This window comes from Delftia sp. PE138 (assembly GCF_018320755.1).
Lineage (GTDB): Bacteria > Pseudomonadota > Gammaproteobacteria > Burkholderiales > Burkholderiaceae_C > Comamonas > Comamonas tsuruhatensis.
The window spans coordinates 471,866-489,162 of sequence record NZ_JABEPN010000002.1 but is presented as its reverse complement, the minus strand read 5'-3'; the positions used below and the strand labels follow the sequence as shown (position 1 = coordinate 489,162).

At 63.4% G+C, this 17,297-nt stretch carries 16 protein-coding genes and 3 tRNA genes; 9 read left to right on the top strand and 10 right to left on the bottom strand.

The genetic code is table 11. The features are described 5' to 3' along the window. Nucleotides 1–63: 63 nt before the first annotated feature. Together HFGMBDPB_RS11210 and def are read right to left on the bottom strand one after the other, a co-directional pair. On the bottom strand, nt 64–1,557 hold the full coding sequence (locus tag HFGMBDPB_RS11210) for a nucleobase:cation symporter-2 family protein (RefSeq protein WP_016450767.1): 1,494 nt from the start codon (nt 1,555–1,557) through the stop codon (nt 64–66). 291 nt (nt 1,558–1,848) lie between these two features. Next, entirely contained in the window at nt 1,849–2,388 is a 540-nt protein-coding gene (gene def, locus HFGMBDPB_RS11205) for a peptide deformylase (protein WP_016450766.1), read from the bottom strand. Between the two features lie 262 nt (nt 2,389–2,650). On the opposite strand from def, the gene HFGMBDPB_RS11200 reads away from it, so the two are divergent. The 4 genes from HFGMBDPB_RS11200 to HFGMBDPB_RS11185 all read left to right on the top strand — a co-directional run bounded on the left by HFGMBDPB_RS11200 (nt 2,651) and on the right by HFGMBDPB_RS11185 (nt 3,481). Further along, nucleotides 2,651–3,070, top strand: a complete 420-nt coding sequence (locus tag HFGMBDPB_RS11200; RefSeq protein ID WP_016451371.1) for a YbaN family protein — start codon at nt 2,651–2,653, stop codon at nt 3,068–3,070. Between the two features lie 86 nt (nt 3,071–3,156). After that, a tRNA-Asn gene (locus HFGMBDPB_RS11195) sits at nt 3,157–3,232 on the top strand. Between the two features lie 52 nt (nt 3,233–3,284). Beyond that, nucleotides 3,285–3,360: transfer RNA gene (locus HFGMBDPB_RS11190), tRNA-Asn, on the top strand. Between the two features lie 45 nt (nt 3,361–3,405). Beyond that, nucleotides 3,406–3,481: transfer RNA gene (locus tag HFGMBDPB_RS11185), tRNA-Asn, on the top strand. Between the two features lie 44 nt (nt 3,482–3,525). On the opposite strand, the gene HFGMBDPB_RS11180 is transcribed toward HFGMBDPB_RS11185, so the two are convergent. Continuing rightward, nucleotides 3,526–3,852, bottom strand: coding sequence for a hypothetical protein (locus HFGMBDPB_RS11180; protein WP_016447407.1), 327 nt, complete (start codon nt 3,850–3,852; stop codon nt 3,526–3,528). Nucleotides 3,853–4,089: 237 nt separating this feature from the next. On the opposite strand from HFGMBDPB_RS11180, the gene aat reads away from it, so the two are divergent. The 3 genes from aat to HFGMBDPB_RS11165 all read left to right on the top strand — a co-directional run bounded on the left by aat (nt 4,090) and on the right by HFGMBDPB_RS11165 (nt 6,573). After that, nucleotides 4,090–4,875 (top strand): leucyl/phenylalanyl-tRNA--protein transferase, encoded by a 786-nt coding sequence (aat, locus tag HFGMBDPB_RS11175; RefSeq protein WP_212645404.1) that lies wholly within the window; start codon nt 4,090–4,092, stop codon nt 4,873–4,875. Continuing rightward, nucleotides 4,872–5,621, top strand: coding sequence for an arginyltransferase (locus HFGMBDPB_RS11170; protein ID WP_133073726.1), 750 nt, complete (start codon nt 4,872–4,874; stop codon nt 5,619–5,621). Before aat ends, HFGMBDPB_RS11170 begins: the two co-directional genes overlap by 4 nt. Before the next feature lie 127 nt (nt 5,622–5,748). Then, the gene (locus HFGMBDPB_RS11165) at nt 5,749–6,573 is read left to right on the top strand and encodes an IclR family transcriptional regulator (RefSeq protein WP_016447410.1); all 825 of its coding nucleotides are present in this window, start codon (nt 5,749–5,751) and stop codon (nt 6,571–6,573) included. A gap of 89 nt (nt 6,574–6,662) precedes the next feature. On the opposite strand, the gene HFGMBDPB_RS11160 is transcribed toward HFGMBDPB_RS11165, so the two are convergent. The 7 genes from HFGMBDPB_RS11160 to HFGMBDPB_RS11130 all read right to left on the bottom strand — a co-directional run bounded on the left by HFGMBDPB_RS11160 (nt 6,663) and on the right by HFGMBDPB_RS11130 (nt 15,990). Next, entirely contained in the window at nt 6,663–7,760 is a 1,098-nt protein-coding gene (locus HFGMBDPB_RS11160) for a serine hydrolase (protein ID WP_016447411.1), read from the bottom strand. 119 nt (nt 7,761–7,879) lie between these two features. Further along, on the bottom strand, nt 7,880–9,418 hold the full coding sequence (locus HFGMBDPB_RS11155) for a 2-isopropylmalate synthase (RefSeq protein ID WP_016447412.1): 1,539 nt from the start codon (nt 9,416–9,418) through the stop codon (nt 7,880–7,882). Nucleotides 9,419–9,516: 98 nt separating this feature from the next. Beyond that, on the bottom strand, nt 9,517–11,202 hold the full coding sequence (gene leuA, locus HFGMBDPB_RS11150) for a 2-isopropylmalate synthase (protein ID WP_212645403.1): 1,686 nt from the start codon (nt 11,200–11,202) through the stop codon (nt 9,517–9,519). A gap of 226 nt (nt 11,203–11,428) precedes the next feature. Next, nucleotides 11,429–12,262, bottom strand: a complete 834-nt coding sequence (gene pssA, locus HFGMBDPB_RS11145; protein ID WP_012206663.1) for a CDP-diacylglycerol--serine O-phosphatidyltransferase — start codon at nt 12,260–12,262, stop codon at nt 11,429–11,431. 210 nt (nt 12,263–12,472) lie between these two features. Further along, complete coding sequence (gene ilvC / locus HFGMBDPB_RS11140) at nt 12,473–13,489, bottom strand: ketol-acid reductoisomerase (RefSeq protein ID WP_034365514.1); 1,017 nt, start codon at nt 13,487–13,489, stop codon at nt 12,473–12,475. 73 nt (nt 13,490–13,562) lie between these two features. Then, nucleotides 13,563–14,054 (bottom strand): acetolactate synthase small subunit, encoded by a 492-nt coding sequence (gene ilvN / locus HFGMBDPB_RS11135; protein ID WP_012206665.1) that lies wholly within the window; start codon nt 14,052–14,054, stop codon nt 13,563–13,565. A 154-nt stretch (nt 14,055–14,208) separates the two neighbouring features. Next, nucleotides 14,209–15,990: an acetolactate synthase 3 catalytic subunit gene (locus tag HFGMBDPB_RS11130; RefSeq protein ID WP_016447415.1), complete on the bottom strand. Its 1,782-nt coding sequence runs from the start codon at nt 15,988–15,990 to the stop codon at nt 14,209–14,211. A 276-nt stretch (nt 15,991–16,266) separates the two neighbouring features. Between HFGMBDPB_RS11130 and HFGMBDPB_RS11125 the strand changes: the two genes are divergently transcribed. Both HFGMBDPB_RS11125 and HFGMBDPB_RS11120 read left to right on the top strand, forming a co-directional pair. Further along, nucleotides 16,267–16,839, top strand: a complete 573-nt coding sequence (locus HFGMBDPB_RS11125; RefSeq protein ID WP_016447416.1) for an RNA polymerase sigma factor — start codon at nt 16,267–16,269, stop codon at nt 16,837–16,839. Beyond that, the gene (locus HFGMBDPB_RS11120; protein WP_026062765.1) at nt 16,836–17,294 is read left to right on the top strand and encodes a DUF3619 family protein; all 459 of its coding nucleotides are present in this window, start codon (nt 16,836–16,838) and stop codon (nt 17,292–17,294) included. Before HFGMBDPB_RS11125 ends, HFGMBDPB_RS11120 begins: the two co-directional genes overlap by 4 nt. Nucleotides 17,295–17,297: the final 3 nt, after the last annotated feature.

Here is a 17,297-nt window from a genome sequence, read left to right as displayed (position 1 = left end):
GCCCGCCCTGTTGTGCAGGGCGGGCTCGTCGGGTTCATGCGCTGGCAGGCGGGGATGCAGCCATCAGTGCATGGCGGACGCAGGCGCCGACACCGTGGCCACTTGCTTGCCCTCGCGGTCATAGAGCTTGCCATCGACCACCCGGTCGCCATCGGCCAGGGCAGACAGCACAGCCTCGCTGAGCACGCGCTCCGATCCGGCGCCGAACACCGATGGCTCTTCGGGGTTGCCCTGCTTGAAGTGGTTGAAGACCAGGTTCAGCAGCAGCACGGTCACCGCAGTGGAGCTGATGCCCGAATGGAACATGGTGGCGAACCAGTCCGGGAAGTGGTGATAGAAGTCCGGCTTGACCATGGGCAGCACGCCCATGCCGATGGACGCCGCCACGATGATCAGGTTCATGTTGTTGTGATAGTCCACCTTGGCCAGCGTGCGGATGCCGCTGGCTGCCACCGTGCCAAAGAGCACCAGGCCCGCGCCGCCCAGCACCGAGGGCGGCACGCAGGCTACGATGCGCCCCATGATGGGCAGCAGTCCGAAGGCGATCAGGATCAGCCCGCTGAAGGCCACCACATAGCGGCTCTTGATGCCCGTGACCGCGACCAGGCCCACGTTCTGGGCAAAGGCGCTCTGCGTGAACGAACCGAAGAACGGGGCCACCACGCTGGACAGCATGTCGGCACGCAGGCCGTCGGCCAGGCGGCGCGAATCCACGCGCGTGCCCACGATGTCGCCCACGGCCAGGATGTCGGCCGAGGTCTCCACCAAGGTCACCAGGATCACGATGGACATGGAAAGCGTCGCCGCCAGGCTGAAGGTCGGCCAGCCGAAGTGCAGCGGCATGGGCACGGCGAACCACGCACCGCTGCCCACCTCGGAAAAGTCGGACTTGCCGATCATGGCCGCCACCGCCGTGCCGATGACGATGGCCAGCAGGATGGACAGGCGCGAGATCATGGCGTTGCCCAGCTTGCTCAGCGCCAGCACGATGACCAGGGACAGCCCGGCCAGGCCGATGTTGCCCATGCTTCCGTAGTCGGCCGCCTGGGGATTGCCACCCATGGCCCAGTGGGCGGCCACCGGCATCAGCGACAGGCCGATGATGGTGATCACGCAGCCATTGACCAGCGGAGGAAAAAAGCGCGTGAGCTTGGAGAAGATGGGCGCAATGATCAGGCCGAACACCGAGGCAAAGAGCACGGCGCCCAGCACCCCCTGCATGCCGCCGCCCGTATGCAGGATGCTGACCATGGTGGCCACGCCCGAGAAGGACACGCCCTGCACCAGCGGCAGGCGCGAGCCGAAGAACGGAATGCCCAGCGTCTGCAGCAGCGTGGCCAGCCCGCCCATGAAAAGGCAGGCCGTGATCAGCAGGCCCGTGTCGGCCGCCGACATGCCCGCCGCATTGGCCATGACCAGGGGCACGGCCACGATGCCGCCGTACATGGTCAGCACATGCTGCAAACCATAGAGGGTGTTGGCCGTGAGGCCGAGTTGCTCGTCCTCCGGGCGGATGTCTGCGCCCAGGGCCGGCGCATTGCCAGAACTTTTTTCCATCGCTGTCTCCTTGTCCTCTTGTTCACAGAACGCCGGACAAGTACGCGGCAGCCGGATGGCGGCAGGCACGCCCCCGCGCACCCTTTGCCGCCGACCCGATAGGCCGCGCTCTCCTGCATCCTGCATCGCGAAGCCCGGTGGCTGCTTGGCAGCTCTTGGCAGGCGCACGCACACAATCCCCGCCTTCGCGGGAAGTGCCACTGTACGGCGCCAGCATGGAAAAATTGTCTACCGATTTGTATACAAAGATCTGACCGAAGATCCTGGAATTACAGCGGCACGCAAGTCCGCTCAGTCATCCTCGGCAGCGCTGATGCCGGGGAACAGCACATCGGTGAAGCCGAACTGGCGGAAGTCGCGCATGCGCATGGGATAGAGCTTTCCCCAGAGGTGGTCGCACTCATGCTGGACCACCCGCGCATGAAAGCCATCCACCGTGCGATCGATCGCATCGCCAAAGACATCGAAGCCCGTGTAGCGGATACGGCTCCAGCGCGGCACCATGCCACGCATGCCGGGTACGGACAGGCAGCCTTCCCAGTCCATCTGTTCGTCTTCGCCGATGGGCGTGATGACCGGGTTGATGAGCACGGTGCGCGGCACCACCGGTGCATCGGGGTAGCGCGGATTGGGCAGGCCGGAGCCGAACACCACCATCTGCAGGTCCACGCCAATCTGCGGCGCGGCCAGCCCCGCGCCATTGGCGGCATGCATGGTGTCCAGCAGGTCGCTGAGCAGCAGGTGCAGTTCGTCGGTGTCGAATTCGGTCACGGGCTGGGCGACGCGCAGCAGGCGCGGATCACCCATTTTCAATATGGTGCGTACAGTCATGGCAGTGCACGGTGATGCAGGAAATGCGGGTCGCCAAGCATAGCGGGCGCACCGCGCACCTTGACCACACCCACCTGCTTCGCCCCCCGATCACCCCCTCTCGCCCCCCTTGGCCGCCATGGCTACACCGCGCTGGCACAATCGCAGCATGCCCAGCACCGCCAGAGAGTCATCCGCCGCGTCCCCAGAGGACCGTGACACAGGCGCGCAGCAAACACCCGCGGCACAGGCCCGGCAGCCGGATGCCACTGCGCAGGCAGGCATGGCGCAGGCGCAGGCCTTCAATGATGATGATCCCCCTCCCCTGCACCGCATGCCGGCCGCGCCGTTGCGCTGGGCGCTGCAGCTGTTTGCCTGCCTGAGCCTGGCGACGGGCATTGCCGGCATCTTCATTCCAGGATTGCCCACCACGGTGTTCGTGCTCATGGCCGGATGGGCCGCGGCGCGCAGCTCGCATCGCATGCACACCTGGCTGTGGCGCCATCGCCTGTTCGGGCCCATGCTGCGCAATTGGGCGCGAGGTGGCTGCGTGAGCCGGCGCGCCAAATGGAGCGCCAGCGCCATGATGAGCCTGTGCGCCGTCCTCCTGCTGTGGACACGCCCGCCCGCCTGGGTACAGGCCGTGGCGCTGACGTCCATGGGCTGCGTGCTGGTGTGGCTGTGGTTCAGGCCAGAGCCCTGAGAATGAAGGCCTGCGGCAGGCCTGCTGAAAAAAATTCCCCGAGTTTTCTGTGACGTGTTTTTTACGTCATATAATCTAGGTCTTGTTCCTCAATAGCTCAGTTGGTAGAGCGCCGGACTGTTAATCCGTAGGTCCCTGGTTCGAGCCCAGGTTGAGGAGCCAAAGAATTTCAAGACCCTGCAATCGCACAGGGTCTTTGTCGATAGACACGTATTCCTCAATAGCTCAGTTGGTAGAGCGCCGGACTGTTAATCCGTAGGTCCCTGGTTCGAGCCCAGGTTGAGGAGCCAAATTTCAGCGGCCTTGCAATCGCACAGGGCCCAGCACCAACATATTCCTCAATAGCTCAGTTGGTAGAGCGCCGGACTGTTAATCCGTAGGTCCCTGGTTCGAGCCCAGGTTGAGGAGCCAGATAAAAAGCCCGCATGCCAGCGCATGCGGGCTTTTTTGTTTGCTCAGGCTGCGCGCACCATGCCGACAGTCGGCGTGCTCGGCGCTGCGGCAGGGGCGGCCGACTCCACGGTGACAGGCTTGCCGTGCTTGGCATGTGCGCGACGCGCACCGTGCGCAGCGCGCGCTTGCTCCACGCCCTCTTCCCATGCACGCAGCTCTTCTTCCAGCCGCGCAGCCCGCTCCGCATACATGTCCGCAGAGGACTTGTAGTATTCGGCAGCAATGGTGTGCTCCAGCATCGCCATGCGTGCCTCCTGCAGGTAGGCCCGGGTGCGACGGATATAGCGCGGCTCGGCAAGGCTTGCGCCAAAGATTTTGCTGAAAAACATCGCTCATCCTCCTTCGATGTCTTCGCAGCGAAAGCCATGCATCCGCAAGAAGACAAGCCCAGGATAGCCAACCCGGCCTGGCGGCGCTGTCCCCCGGCGGGACAAGGCCGCGTAGGAGGTTCACTTACCCCGGCCAGGCGATGCTCTCGCATCCACGCAACCCTCTTCACCATGGTTTGTGCAAGACTGCGGCTGCAGAGAAGCACGAATCCATTATTTTTCAGTCCGCACCCGATCATGTCCCACCCCCTCCCATGGCTCATTCCCCACCAGGCCTTCCCTCCTGTGGAAACGGCATGGGGCCCCAACGACCCGATTCCGGGCCTGCTGGCCGCAGGCGGCACGCTGGATGCGGCGCACCTGCGCATCGCCTACAGCCAGGGCATTTTTCCCTGGTTCAGCGAAGGCCAGCCCACGCTATGGTGGTCGCCCGATCCACGCATGGTGCTGCAGACATCGCAGTTCCGGCTGCACCGCAGCCTGCGCAAGACATTGCAGCGCTTTCGCTCCACCGCCGGCTGCGAGATCCGCATCGACAGCGCTTTCGAGGCTGTGATGCAGCACTGCGCCCAAACGGTGCGCCGCGATCAGGATGGCACCTGGATCGTGCAGGAAATTCTCGACGCCTATACCGAACTGCACCGCCAGGGTGCAGCCCACAGCGTGGAAACCTGGATCGACGGGCGCCTGGTGGGCGGCCTGTACTGCGTGGCGCTGGGCCGCGCCGTATTCGGCGAGTCCATGTTCGCGCATGCCACAGACGCATCCAAGATCGCACTGTCGGCACTGGTGGCGCTGTGCCGGCACCAAGGCTCCGCGCAAATCGATTGCCAGCAGGCCACGCAGCACCTGGCTTCGCTGGGCGCGCGCGAGATGCCCCGCTCCCAGTTCCTGCGCACCGTGGCAGAGCAAAGCCAGCTGCCGCCCATGCACTGGCAATTCGAAAACGTATACTGGAACGAGTTGCTGCCGCCGTCCGGTGACGCCGGCAGCACATCACCGGCTGCCGCCAGCACACCATGACGCACCCGAACGATCTTCCGCTGCAGGCCCTGCAGTTCTACGCCACAGCCGCCTATCCCTGCAGCTACCTGGATGGCCGGCTGGCGCGTTCGCAAGTGGCCACGCCCAGCCACCTGATCCAGAACAGCGCCTATTCGGAGCTGGTCTCCCTGGGGTTTCGCCGCAGCGGAATGTTCACCTACCGGCCGTATTGCGATGGTTGCCGGGCCTGCGTGCCCATGCGCATCCTGGTCCACGATTTCCGCCCGGACCGCAGCCAGCGCCGCGCCGCCGTGCGCCACGCCGATCTCACGGCATCGATCCAGCGCCTGCATTACTCGAACGAGCATTACCAGCTGTACCTGCGCTACCAGCAAAGCCGTCACAGCGGCGGCGGCATGGACCACGACAGCGTGGACCAGTACACGCAGTTCCTGCTGCAAAGCCGCGTCAACTCACGGCTTGTGGAGTTCCGCGCACCGGCGGCCGACGGCGCAGCCGGCAGGCTGAAGATGGTCTCCATCCTCGATGTGCTGGAAGACGGGCTGTCCGCCGTCTACACCTTCTACGAGCCCGATGACCAGGCCAGCTACGGCACGTTCAACGTGCTGTGGCAGATCGATCAGGCACGCTCCATGAGCCTGCCCTATGTCTATCTGGGCTACTGGATCGCCGACAGCCAGAAGATGAATTACAAGGCGCGCTTTCTTCCCCATGAAGTGCGCGTGGACGAGCGCTGGCAGCGCGTGGATCAGCTGCCACGCTGATATGGCGCCACCGCGCCCTTTTCAGCGACATTTCTTATGCACATGGCCGCTGTTTGCAGGCGGCACATATGCCGCCAAGCCATGCCCGCCGCTAGAATGACCGAATCCCGAAATCCCCTTGCGCCTCATGAAAAAAGACGATAACGCGGCCTCGCCCAAGCCCAGCGTCCAGGTCCTGGAACGCATGTTCACGTTGATCGACGTGTTGGCCTCGCGTGAGGAAGCGGTATCGCTCAAGGAGATCAGCGAGCGCACCGGCCTGCACCCCTCCACCACGCACCGCATTCTCAACGACCTGGCCATCGGCCGCTTTGTCGACCGCCCCGAATCGGGCAGCTACCGGCTGGGCATGCGTTTCCTGGAGCTGGGCAACCTGGTCAAGGCCCGCCTGAGCGTGCGCGAAGCGGCCCTGATTCCCATGCGCCAGCTGCACAAGCAGATCCAGCAGCCGGTCAGCCTCAGCGTGCGCCAGGGCGATGAAATCGTCTATGTGGAACGCGCCTACAGCGAGCGCTCGGGCATGCAGGTGGTGCGCGCCATCGGCGGCCATGCGCCGCTGCACCTCACATCCAATGGCAAGCTGTTTCTGGCGGCCGATGATGCGCAGCAGGTGCGCGCCTACGCCACACGAACCGGCCTTCCCGGCAAGACGCACTTCAGCATCACGCGGCTTGCCGACATGGAAAACGAGCTGGACAAGGTACGCCACCACGGCGTCGCCCGCGACAACGAGGAGCTGGAGCTGGGTGTGCGCTGCATGGCCGCCGGCATCTATGACGACCAGGGCAAGCTGGTGGCCGGCCTGTCCATCTCCGCTCCCGCCGACCGGCTGGACGAAAGCTGGTTGTCCAAGCTCCAGGCCACCGCGCAGGAGATCTCGGGCGCCCTGGGCTTCAATGCGGTCCGCCCTGCAGCCCCGCCCCCCAATCCCTACGCGCGCAGCAGCCACTGATCTGCAAGCAGCCATCCGCAAGCAGCAAGACCGGTCATCAAAAACAACAAAGGCGCCCAGGGCGCCTTTGTTGTTGAGGGGGAGGAAACTCAGCCCTTGACCTTGTGGATCATGGAATCGCCGGCCACCTGCCCCATGGATTCCACCCAGTGGCGTACGCGCTCGGCATCGCCCAGGCGGCTGAACTTTCCGGCGGAGTCCAGGAAGACCATGATGATCTTGCGGCCAGCCACCTGCGCCTGCATGACCAGGCAGCGACCCGCTTCGGAGATGTAGCCGGTCTTTTGCAGGCCGATATCCCAGGTCGGGCTCAGCACCAGGCGGTTGGTGTTGTTGTACTGCAGCGTGCGGCGGCCCACGGCCACTTCATAGCCGGGTGAAGTGGTGTACTCGCGCACCAGTGGATCACTGTGCGCCACATTCACGAGCACGGCCAGATCACGGGCGCTGGACTGGTTGCGGCTGGACAGCCCGGTGGGCTCCACGTAACGGGTATCGGTCATGCCCAGCAGGCGCGCCTTGGCATTCATCTGCTGGACGAAGGCATCCAGGCCACCTGGGAAGGTGCGACCCAGCGCATGGGCAGCACGGTTTTCGCTGGACATCAGGGCCAGGTGCAGCATTTCGGCACGGGTGAGCGTGGTGCCCACGGCCAGGCGCGAACTGCTGCCCTTTTCGGTATCCACATCATCCTGCGTGATGGTGATGGATTCATCCATGGGCAGATGGGCCTGGGAAATCAGCAGACCCGTCATCAGCTTGGTCAGCGAGGCGATGGGCAGCACGGCATGGTCGTTCTTGCTGAGCAGCACTTCGTGGGTGTCCTGGTCCATGACCAGGGCCACGCTGCTCTTGAGATCAAGAGGATCGGCCACTGCATGCAGCCCGGCCATCTGTCCGAACGACAGGCGTGGCTCGTAGGCAACGGCACGAATGGGGCTGGCAGCGCTGCGGGCGGCCACGCGGCTGGGCTGGCGCGCGCTCTTGGCAACGCGCTTGCCCTGAGGAGCCGCCGTGGCGCGCTCCTTCACGGCCTTCTTCTTGACAGGGGCCACGGCCACCTGTTTCTTGGCAACTTTCTTGGCCGGTGCGGCATGCGCGCCCGGGGCAGTGAGAGCACAACTCAGGGCCAGCAACGAGAGAACCTGAGCAAATCGACCGAGGCGGGCACGGCGTAGGGTGGGCATGAGAAATGCTCCAAGCAGCAAGAATTTGTGACTAGACCTTACATTAATCGAAAAAGTCGCACTGTGACAATAACTTGTGCGACTTTTCGATAATTTAAATGAAATTATAAGGCGAGTGCTTACCCCTGCGCAGCCACGACCTCTGCATTGCTGTGTAATTTGTTCAACGCGCTCAGATAGGCCTTGGCCGAGGCCACGACGATGTCCGGGTCCGCGCCCACGCCGTTGACCACGCGCCCGCTGCGCTGCAGGCGAACGGTCACTTCGCCCTGGCTCTCGGTGGAGCCGCTGATGGCGTTGACCGAGTACAGCAGCATCTCGGCACCGCTCTTCACCTCGGACTCGATGGCCTTGAACGAGGCATCGACCGGGCCATTGCCGTCGGACTGGGCCTTGATCTCACGGCCATCGCGGCTGAACACCACCGACGCGTGTGGGCGCTCACCCGTTTCGCTTTGCTGGGCCAGCGAGATGAACTGGAAGGGATCGGCCTGCTGATGCGCATCCTGCTCGGTCACCAGGGCCAGGATGTCCTCGTCGAAGATTTCACTCTTGCGGTCGGCCAGTTCCTTGAAGGCCGCAAAGGCAGTGTTGATCGCGGCCTCGCTGTCGAGTTCCACGCCCAGCTCCTGCAGGCGCTGCTTGAAGGCATTGCGGCCGCTGAGCTTGCCCAGCACGATCTTGTTGGCGCTCCAGCCCACATCCTCGGCACGCATGATTTCGTAGGTGTCGCGCGCCTTGAGCACGCCATCCTGATGGATGCCCGAGGCGTGGGCGAAGGCGTTGGCGCCCACGACGGCCTTGTTGGGCTGCACCACGAAGCCCGTGGTCTGGCTGACCATGCGGCTGGCGGCCACGATGTGCTGGGCGTCGATGTTGACGTCAAGGCCGAAGTAGTCCTTGCGCGTCTTGATGGCCATCACCACCTCCTCGAGCGAGCAGTTGCCCGCGCGTTCGCCCAGGCCGTTGATGGTGCACTCGATCTGGCGCGCCCCGCCAAGCTTGACGCCGGCCAGCGAGTTGGCCACGGCCATGCCCAGGTCGTTGTGGCAATGCACGCTCCAGACGGCCTTGTCGCTGTTGGGCACGCGCTCGCGCAGGTTCTTGATGAAGGCGCCGTACAGCTCCGGAATGGCGTAGCCCACGGTGTCGGGCACGTTGATGGTGGTCGCGCCTTCGGCAATCACCGTCTCGATGACGCGGCACAGAAAGTCCGGGTCGCTGCGGTAGCCGTCTTCGGGGCTGAACTCGATGTCGGCGATCAGGTTGCGCGCAAATCGCACCGACTGGCGCGCCTGCTCCAGCACCTGCTCGGGCGTCATGCGCAGCTTTTTCTCCATGTGCAGCGCACTGGTGGCGATGAAGGTGTGGATGCGCGCGCGGCTGGCGTCCTTGAGGGCCTCGGCCGCACGGGCGATGTCGCGGTCATTGGCACGGGCCAGCGAGCAGATGGTGGAGTCCTTGATGGCGCGCGCAATGGCCTGCACCGACTCGAAGTCGCCATTGGAACTCGCCGCAAAACCGGCCTCGATCACATCGACCTTCAGCCGCTCGAGCTGGCGCGCAATGCGCAGCTTTTCGTCGCGGGTCATGGAGGCACCGGGCGACTGCTCGCCGTCACGCAAGGTGGTGTCGAAAATGATCAATTGGTCGGTCATGGGAGTCTCGTCTTTCTTGTGGATGCGAATCTCCTGCCCACGGGCAGGTGATGAAAAAAGCCGGTGCGCTTGTGGCTGCACCGGCTAGGCAATGGAATTTAAGCGGCAACCGCCTCCTGCACCGTCACCTTCTCGGCAGAGGGCACGCGCTGCAAGCCCGACATGATGGCCCGGAACGAAGCGGAGACGATATTCGCATCAACCCCAACGCCGTAGCACACGTGCAACTCGTCCACGCGCAGTTCCACGTAGGCAATGGCCTTGGCATTGGCACCCTCGCCGATGGCATGCTCGTTGTAGTCCAGCACGCGCACGGCCCGGCCGCTGTGCTCGCTCAGCGCCTGCACGAAGGCATCGATGGGCCCCGTGCCTTGCGCCTCGACCGTGCGCTTGCCGCCGTCAACGGACAGATCGGCCGACAGGCTGACCACGCCGTCGTTCTCGCTGAGGCGGTAATGCGGCGCCTGCACGGATTGCAGGCCGTACTCGCGCTGGAACAGCGCCCACAGGTCGGCCGCGGCCAGCTCCTTGCCGCTGGCGTCCATCTCGCGCTGCACCACCTGGCTGAACTCGATCTGCAGGCGACGCGGCAACTGGAGGCCATACTCGCTTTCAAGCAGATAGGCGATGCCGCCCTTGCCGGACTGGCTGTTGACGCGGATCACGGCCTCGTAGCTGCGACCCAGGTCCTTGGGGTCGATGGGCAGATAGGGCATGTCCCAGATGTCGCCGTCCTTGCGATCGGCGAAGGCCTTCTTGATGGCATCCTGGTGCGAGCCCGAGAACGAGGTGTAGACCAGATCGCCCACATAGGGATGGCGCGGATGCACGGGCAGCTGGTTGCAATGCTCGACCGTGCTGCGGATGCCGTCGATATCGGAGAAATCCAGGCCAGGCGACACGCCCTGGATGTACATGTTCAACGCCACGTTGACCACATCGAGGTTGCCCGTGCGCTCGCCATTGCCGAACAGGCAGCCTTCAAGGCGGTCCGCACCGGCCATCAACGCCAGCTCGGCTGTGGCCGTGCCCGTGCCGCGGTCATTGTGCGGATGCACGGACAGCACGATGGAGTCGCGGCGCTGGATGTGGCGATGCGTCCACTCCACCATGTCGGCGAAGATGTTGGGCGTGGAGTGCTCCACAGTGGTGGGCAGGTTGATGATGCACTTGCGCTCGGGCGTGGGCTGCCATACATCGGTGACCGCATCGATGACGCGCTTGGAAAACTCCAGCTCGGTGTCCGAATACATCTCGGGCGAGTACTGGAAGGTCCACTGCGTCTGGGGATAGCCGGTAGCGATCTCGTTGAACATGCGGGCATTGGTGGTGGCCAGCTCGACGATCTCGTCCTCGCTCATGTTCAATACCACGCGGCGCATCACGGGCGCGGTGGCGTTGTAGAGGTGGACGATGGCCCGGGGCACGCCTTCGAGCGCCTCGAAGGTACGGCGGATGAGGTGCTCACGGGCCTGGGTCAGCACCTGGACGGTCACGTCATCGGGAATGCGGTTTTCCTCGATGAGCTTGCGCATGAAGTCGAACTCGACCTGGGACGCGGAAGGAAAGCCGACCTCGATTTCCTTGAAGCCAATCTTCACCAGTTGCTCGAACATGCGCATCTTGCGATCGATGTCCATGGGCTCGATCAGCGCCTGGTTGCCATCGCGCAGGTCCACGCTGCACCAGACCGGGGCCTGGGTGATCACCGCATCGGGCCAGCGACGGTCTTGCAGGCGGACCGGAGCGAACGGACGGTACTTGGTCGAAGGGTTTTGCAACATGGCTGAAGTGCTTTCTATCGTCTAGGTAAAAACAAGACCCACCTGCTCCAGCGACCCCACAAACGCAAAACGGCCCGTCGCTGGTGCAAACGGGCCGTGAAAGTAGGAATGTACGCGCGCGCTACTGTCTCTGCCCGTGGGACATCAGTAGTAGAGCTAGCGACAGGTATTGCATGCGGGTCACTTTAGCACAGGTTCTCAGGCGCTGTGAAGATGCTGCGGCGCATCATTTGTGCAGGCCGCGCTCTTCAGGCTCATCGGTCGAGGTGCTGATGACGCTGGTGCGCTGGCCCTTGGCCTTGCGCCATGCATAGACGCCGTAGCCCGAGAAACCGTAGAGCAGGAACACGCCGAACAGCACGATGGGCGGATGGATATTGATGATGGCGATGCCCAGGGCGATCAGCACGATGGCCGCAAAGGGCACGCTCTTCTTGAAATGCACGTCCTTGAAGCTGTAGAAAGGCACGTTGGTGACCATGGTCAGGCCCGCGTACAGCGTCAGGAAGAACATGATCCAGGTGATCTGCGTCCAGCTCAGCCAGGCATCCTGGCCGCGCAGCAGGCCCGCCTCGTCCAGCAGCCAGATGAAGCCGGTGACCAGCGCTGCAGCGGCGGGCGAAGGCAGGCCCTGGAACCAGCGCTTGTCCACGGTGCCGGTGTTGACGTTGAAGCGCGCCAGCCGCAGCGCAGCGCAGGCGCAATAGACGAAGGCTGCAATCCAGCCCCAGCGGCCAATGCCCTTGAGCGCCCACTCATAGGCGATCAAGGCGGGAGCGGCGCCGAAGGACACCATGTCTGACAGCGAATCCATCTGCTCCCCGAAAGCGCTCTGCGTATTGGTCATGCGTGCCACACGGCCGTCAAGGCTGTCGAGCACCATGGCGCAGAACACGCCTGCAGCAGCCAGTTCGAAGCGGCCGTTCATGGCCATCACGATGGCGTAGAAGCCACCGAACAGCGCAGCCAGCGTGAACAGGTTGGGCAGGATGTAGATACCCTTGCGGCGCTTGCGCACCACCACGCCTTCGATTTCGTTGGACTCATTGTGGTTTTGCATCAATCCGGCCTCCAGCACAGCGCACGCAAGCGTGAGCGGCTATTAAAACGATAGTATTCTAAGGGAGCGGACAGTGCCGCCCCGAAAGGGTCAGTGTACCTGCGCACCGCCCCCCTTCTCTGCACGAAAAAGGCCACCCGTCGGGGTGGCCTTGTCCTGCACCTTGCGTAGGCCGCATGCGCGACCCATGCAAGATGGAATGCAGCAATCTCAGTTGCGGCTCTGGTCAACCAGCTTGTTCTTGGAGATCCAGGGCATCATGGCGCGCAGCTGGCCGCCCACCTTTTCGATGGCGTGTTCGGCGTTCATGCGGCGGCGGGCCGTCATGCTCGGGTAGTTGGTGCGGCCTTCCTGGATGAACATCTTGGCGTATTCGCCGGTCTGGATGCGCTTGAGGGCAGCACGCATGGCTTCGCGCGACTTGTCGTTGATGACTTCTGTACCCGTCACGTACTCGCCGTATTCGGCGTTGTTCGAGATCGAGTAGTTCATGTTGGCGATGCCGCCTTCGTACATCAGGTCCACGATGAGCTTGAGCTCATGCAGGCACTCGAAGTAGGCCATTTCGGGAGCGTAGCCGGCTTCGGTCAGGGTCTCGAAGCCCATCTTCACCAGTTCCACCGCGCCGCCGCACAGAACGGCCTGCTCGCCGAACAGGTCGGTCTCGGTTTCTTCCTTGAAGTTGGTTTCGATGATGCCGCCCTTGCCGCCACCGTTGGCCATGGCATAGGACAGGGCCAGGTCACGGGCCTTGCCGGACTTGTCCTGGTATACGGCGATCAGCGAAGGCACGCCGCCGCCCTTGAGGTATTCGGAGCGCACGGTGTGGCCAGGGCCCTTGGGGGCGACCATGATCACGTCCAGATCGGCGCGCGGCACAACCTGGTTGTAGTGGATGTTGAAGCCGTGGGCAAAGGCCAGCGTGGCGCCTTGCTTGATGTTGGGGGCCACGTTGTTGTTGTAGACCTCGGGGATGTTCTCATCCGGCAGCAGGATCATGACCAGATCGGCGGCCTTCACGGCGTCGTCGACTTCAGCGACGGTCAGGCCAGCCTTGGCGACCTTGTCCCAGGAAGCGCCGCCCTTGCGCAGGCCGACCACGACCTTCACGCCGCTTTCGTTCAGGTTTTGAGCGTGTGCGTGGCCCTGGCTGCCGTAGCCGATGATGGCAACGGTCTTGCCCTTGATCAGGCTCAGGTCACAGTCCTTGTCGTAGAAAACTTTCATGTTGGCTCCAGGCTTCGTGTGTGTGTAGGGGTTGAAAGGGGAAGGGGACAGGTTTCAGGTGCGTTGCAGCGCATCAAACGCGCAGAATGCGTTCGCCGCGGCCGATGCCGCAGGAGCCGGTACGCACGGTTTCCAGAATGGCCGTGCGGTCCAGCGCCTGCAGGAAGGCGTCGTTCTTGGATTGGTCGCCGGTCAGCTCGACCGTGTAGCTCTTTTCGGTCACGTCGATGATGCGGCCGCGGAAGATGTCGGCCATGCGCTTCATCTCCTCGCGTTCCTTGCCCACGGCGCGGACCTTGACCATCATGAGCTCGCGCTCGGTATAGGAGCCTTCCGTCAGGTCCACGACCTTGACGACCTCGATCAGGCGGTTCAGGTGCTTGGTGATCTGCTCGATCACGTCTTCGGAGCCATTCGTCTGAATGGTCATGCGTGACAGCGATGCGTCTTCCGTGGGAGCCACGGTCAGCGATTCGATGTTGTAGCCGCGGGCCGAGAACAGGCCCACCACGCGCGACAAGGCTCCCGGCTCGTTTTCGAGCAGCACGGCAATGATGTGTTTCATGAAAGAAAGATTCCTCTTTTCGCTGCCCTCCCCCGGCGCCGGTAAACGTCGGGCTTGGCAGGCAATAGATTCGTCAAGGGGTTGCCGCCTTGAGGGCGGCTACTGAAGAAGATGCGGCAGGAACAGGCCCTGGCGAACCCGGCCAAGGGCTCGCTCAGAGGTCGTCAGCTCCCAGCAGCATCTCGGTGATCCCACGGCCGGCCTGCACCATGGGGAACACATTCTCGGTGGGATCGGTGCGGAAGTCCATGAACACCGTCCGATCCTTGAGCTTGCGGGCCTCGCGCAGGGCGGGCTCCACGTCCTCGGGGCGCTCGATCAGCATGCCCACGTGGCCATAGGCCTCGGCCAGCTTCACGAAGTTGGGCAGCGAGTCCATGTAGCTGCTGCTATAGCGGCCCGAGTACTCGATCTCCTGCCACTGGCGCACCATGCCCAGGTAGCGGTTGTTCAGCGACACCACCTTGACCGGCGTGTTGTACTGCAGGCAGGTGGCCAGCTCCTGGATGTTCATCTGGATGGAGCCTTCGCCCGTGATGCAGAACACCTCGGATTCAGGCTTGGCCAGCTTGATGCCCATGGCGTAGGGCAGGCCCACGCCCATGGTGCCCAGGCCGCCGGAGTTGATCCAGCGGCGCGGCTCGTCGAAGCGGTAGTACTGCGCAGCCCACATCTGGTGCTGGCCCACGTCGGACGTGATGTAGGCATCGGCGTCGCGGGTCATGTTCCACAGCGTCTCCACCACGTACTGGGGCTTGATGACCGAGCCGTCGCCACGGCTGTACTGCAGGCAGTCGCGGCTGCGCCAGCCTTCGATGGTCTCCCACCACTGGCCCAGGGCCGCAGCATCGGGACGGGCGCTGGCCTCGCGGATCATGGAGATCAGCTCGGTCAGCACTTCCTTGACGTCGCCCACGATGGGCACGTCCACCTTCACACGCTTGGAGATGGAGGAGGGATCGATGTCGATATGGATGATCTTGCGCTCCACCGACATGAAATGCTTGGGGTTGCCGATCACCCGGTCGTCAAAGCGCGCACCCACGGCCAGCAGCACATCGCAGTTCTGCATGGCGTTGTTGGCTTCGATGGTGCCGTGCATGCCCAGCATGCCGAGGAACTTGCGGTCGCTGGCCGGATAGGCACCCAGGCCCAGCAGCGTATGCGTGACCGGGTAGCCCAGCATGTCCACCAGGGTGCGCAGCTCGTTGCAGGCATTGCCCAGCAGCACGCCGCCACCCGTGTAGATATAAGGACGCTTGGCAGCCAGCAGCAACTGCAGCGCCTTGCGGATCTGGCCGGCATGGCCCTTGCGCACCGGGTTGTAGGAGCGCATCTCCACCTTTTCGGGGTAACCGGTGTAGAGAGCCTTCTTGAAGGACACATCCTTGGGGATGTCCACCACCACGGGGCCGGGGCGGCCGGTGCGCGCGATGTGGAAGGCCTTCTTCATGGTGTCCGCCAGCTCGCGCACATCCTTGACTAGGAAGTTGTGCTTGACGATGGGGCGGGTGATGCCGACGGTGTCGCACTCCTGGAATGCATCGGTGCCGATGTAGGCCGTCGAGGTCTGGCCGCTGATCACGACCAGAGGAATGGAATCGGTGTAGGCGGTGGCAATGCCGGTGACGGCGTTGGTCAGGCCGGGACCCGAGGTCACCAGTGCCACGCCGACTTCACCCGTGGCACGGGCAAAACCGTCTGCCGCATGCACAGCCGCCTGCTCGTGGCGCACCAGCACATGCTGAATGGTGTCTTGCTTGTAGAGGGCGTCGTAGATGTACAGGACCGCACCGCCCGGATAGCCCCAAAGCTGCTTGACGCCTTCGGCCTGCAGGGACTTGACGAGGATCTCGGAGCCCATCAGCTCCTGGGATGCATGGGACTGCGACGCCGCTGCTGCCGCGCTGGAGTACTCGGCTTTGGAAATTTCCATGATCAACCTTTGTGAATTTCTCTAACGAAAAACCTTGGGTGCCCCTTGCCTGAAGCCCTTGTGAGGCCGGTGCGGGACTTAGGACCAACAGACATGGGCGAGTGAGTAAACGCCGGACCGTGACCCGTTTGCCTTTTTGAATTGCAGCAGACATTATCGCACTGCAACAAGCCTGTGCGCCATCGTGCGAAAAAAATTGACACTGCGGTGCGATAATCGGGTCCCGCGTCCGTTCAGCCCCCCTCAACGAGCCCCTCATCCGGGCCTGCGTTCCTTTTGGCAACCGAGCAAGAACTATCCGACTTCCTCAAAAGCGTAGAAAAGCGTGCCTTCAAGCGCAGCTTTTTCCACGTCCGGGACGAGGAGGCGGCGCTGGACATCGTGCAGGACAGCATGCTCAAGCTGGCGCAGCACTATGGCGACAAGCCCATCACCGAGCTGCCCATGCTCTTCCAGCGCATCCTGTCCAACAGCACCCTGGACTGGTTTCGCAGGCAAAAGACGCAGAACGCCCTCTTCACCCGCATGAGCGATCTGGAGGCCTCGGCCGGCGACGATGCGGACTTCGACTGGCTCGAGACCTACGCCGACTCCGCACAGAACGGCGAAACCGCCCGCAGCGCCGAGGATCTGACCGAGCGGGCGCAGATTTTGCAAAGCATTGAAAAAGAGATACAGGAGCTGCCGGCGCGTCAACGCGAAGCATTCCTGATGCGTTATTGGGAAGAGATGGACGTTGCGGAGACCGCTGCCGCGATGGGGTGTTCCGAAGGAAGTGTAAAAACACATTGTTTCCGCGCCATCCAGACATTGAGCAAGGCACTGAAGGCCAAAGGAATCGAGCTATGAAGACTGCGCCCACTCTCACTCTCCACAGCGAAATGGCGGCCGACCGCATCGCACGCCGGATCACCGCGCGCCTGGGTGACGGCGAGGCGTTGCTGCCATACGACATCACCGAGCGGCTGCGCGCTGGGCGCGAGCGCGCCCTGTCCGTTCGCCGGCGCGAACTGCGCGCTGCGCCCGTGCAGGCTGCCAGCGCAACCCAGGCTCAGGGTGGCACCATGACGCTGGGCTCTGGCGACGAAGGCGGCACCTGGTGGCGCGCGCTGATCTCGGCCGTGCCGGTGCTGGCCCTCATCATTGGCCTGGTGGTCGTCAACGTGCAGACCGATCAGATTGGCCTGACCGAGGTTGCCGAGGTCGATACGGCCCTGCTGACCGATGACCTGCCCCCTGCCGCCTATGCCGACCCCGGTTTCATCCAGTACCTGAAGACTTCGGCCACCAACACGGAACGCTGATAC

What these genes read in the sequence shown, in the direction of transcription:
- HFGMBDPB_RS11210 (WP_016450767.1), bottom strand. Translation starts at nt 1,557, where the DNA reads ATGGAAAAAAGTTCTGGCAATGCGCCGGCCCTGGGCGCAGACATCCGC.
- def (WP_016450766.1), bottom strand. Translation starts at nt 2,388, where the DNA reads ATGACTGTACGCACCATATTGAAAATGGGTGATCCGCGCCTGCTGCGC.
- HFGMBDPB_RS11200 (WP_016451371.1), top strand. Translation starts at nt 2,651, where the DNA reads ATGGCGCAGGCGCAGGCCTTCAATGATGATGATCCCCCTCCCCTGCAC.
- HFGMBDPB_RS11180 (WP_016447407.1), bottom strand. Translation starts at nt 3,852, where the DNA reads ATGTTTTTCAGCAAAATCTTTGGCGCAAGCCTTGCCGAGCCGCGCTAT.
- aat (WP_212645404.1), top strand. Translation starts at nt 4,090, where the DNA reads ATGTCCCACCCCCTCCCATGGCTCATTCCCCACCAGGCCTTCCCTCCT.
- HFGMBDPB_RS11170 (WP_133073726.1), top strand. Translation starts at nt 4,872, where the DNA reads ATGACGCACCCGAACGATCTTCCGCTGCAGGCCCTGCAGTTCTACGCC.
- HFGMBDPB_RS11165 (WP_016447410.1), top strand. Translation starts at nt 5,749, where the DNA reads ATGAAAAAAGACGATAACGCGGCCTCGCCCAAGCCCAGCGTCCAGGTC.
- HFGMBDPB_RS11160 (WP_016447411.1), bottom strand. Translation starts at nt 7,760, where the DNA reads ATGCCCACCCTACGCCGTGCCCGCCTCGGTCGATTTGCTCAGGTTCTC.
- HFGMBDPB_RS11155 (WP_016447412.1), bottom strand. Translation starts at nt 9,418, where the DNA reads ATGACCGACCAATTGATCATTTTCGACACCACCTTGCGTGACGGCGAG.
- leuA (WP_212645403.1), bottom strand. Translation starts at nt 11,202, where the DNA reads ATGTTGCAAAACCCTTCGACCAAGTACCGTCCGTTCGCTCCGGTCCGC.
- pssA (WP_012206663.1), bottom strand. Translation starts at nt 12,262, where the DNA reads ATGCAAAACCACAATGAGTCCAACGAAATCGAAGGCGTGGTGGTGCGC.
- ilvC (WP_034365514.1), bottom strand. Translation starts at nt 13,489, where the DNA reads ATGAAAGTTTTCTACGACAAGGACTGTGACCTGAGCCTGATCAAGGGC.
- ilvN (WP_012206665.1), bottom strand. Translation starts at nt 14,054, where the DNA reads ATGAAACACATCATTGCCGTGCTGCTCGAAAACGAGCCGGGAGCCTTG.
- HFGMBDPB_RS11130 (WP_016447415.1), bottom strand. Translation starts at nt 15,990, where the DNA reads ATGGAAATTTCCAAAGCCGAGTACTCCAGCGCGGCAGCAGCGGCGTCG.
- HFGMBDPB_RS11120 (WP_026062765.1), top strand. Translation starts at nt 16,836, where the DNA reads ATGAAGACTGCGCCCACTCTCACTCTCCACAGCGAAATGGCGGCCGAC.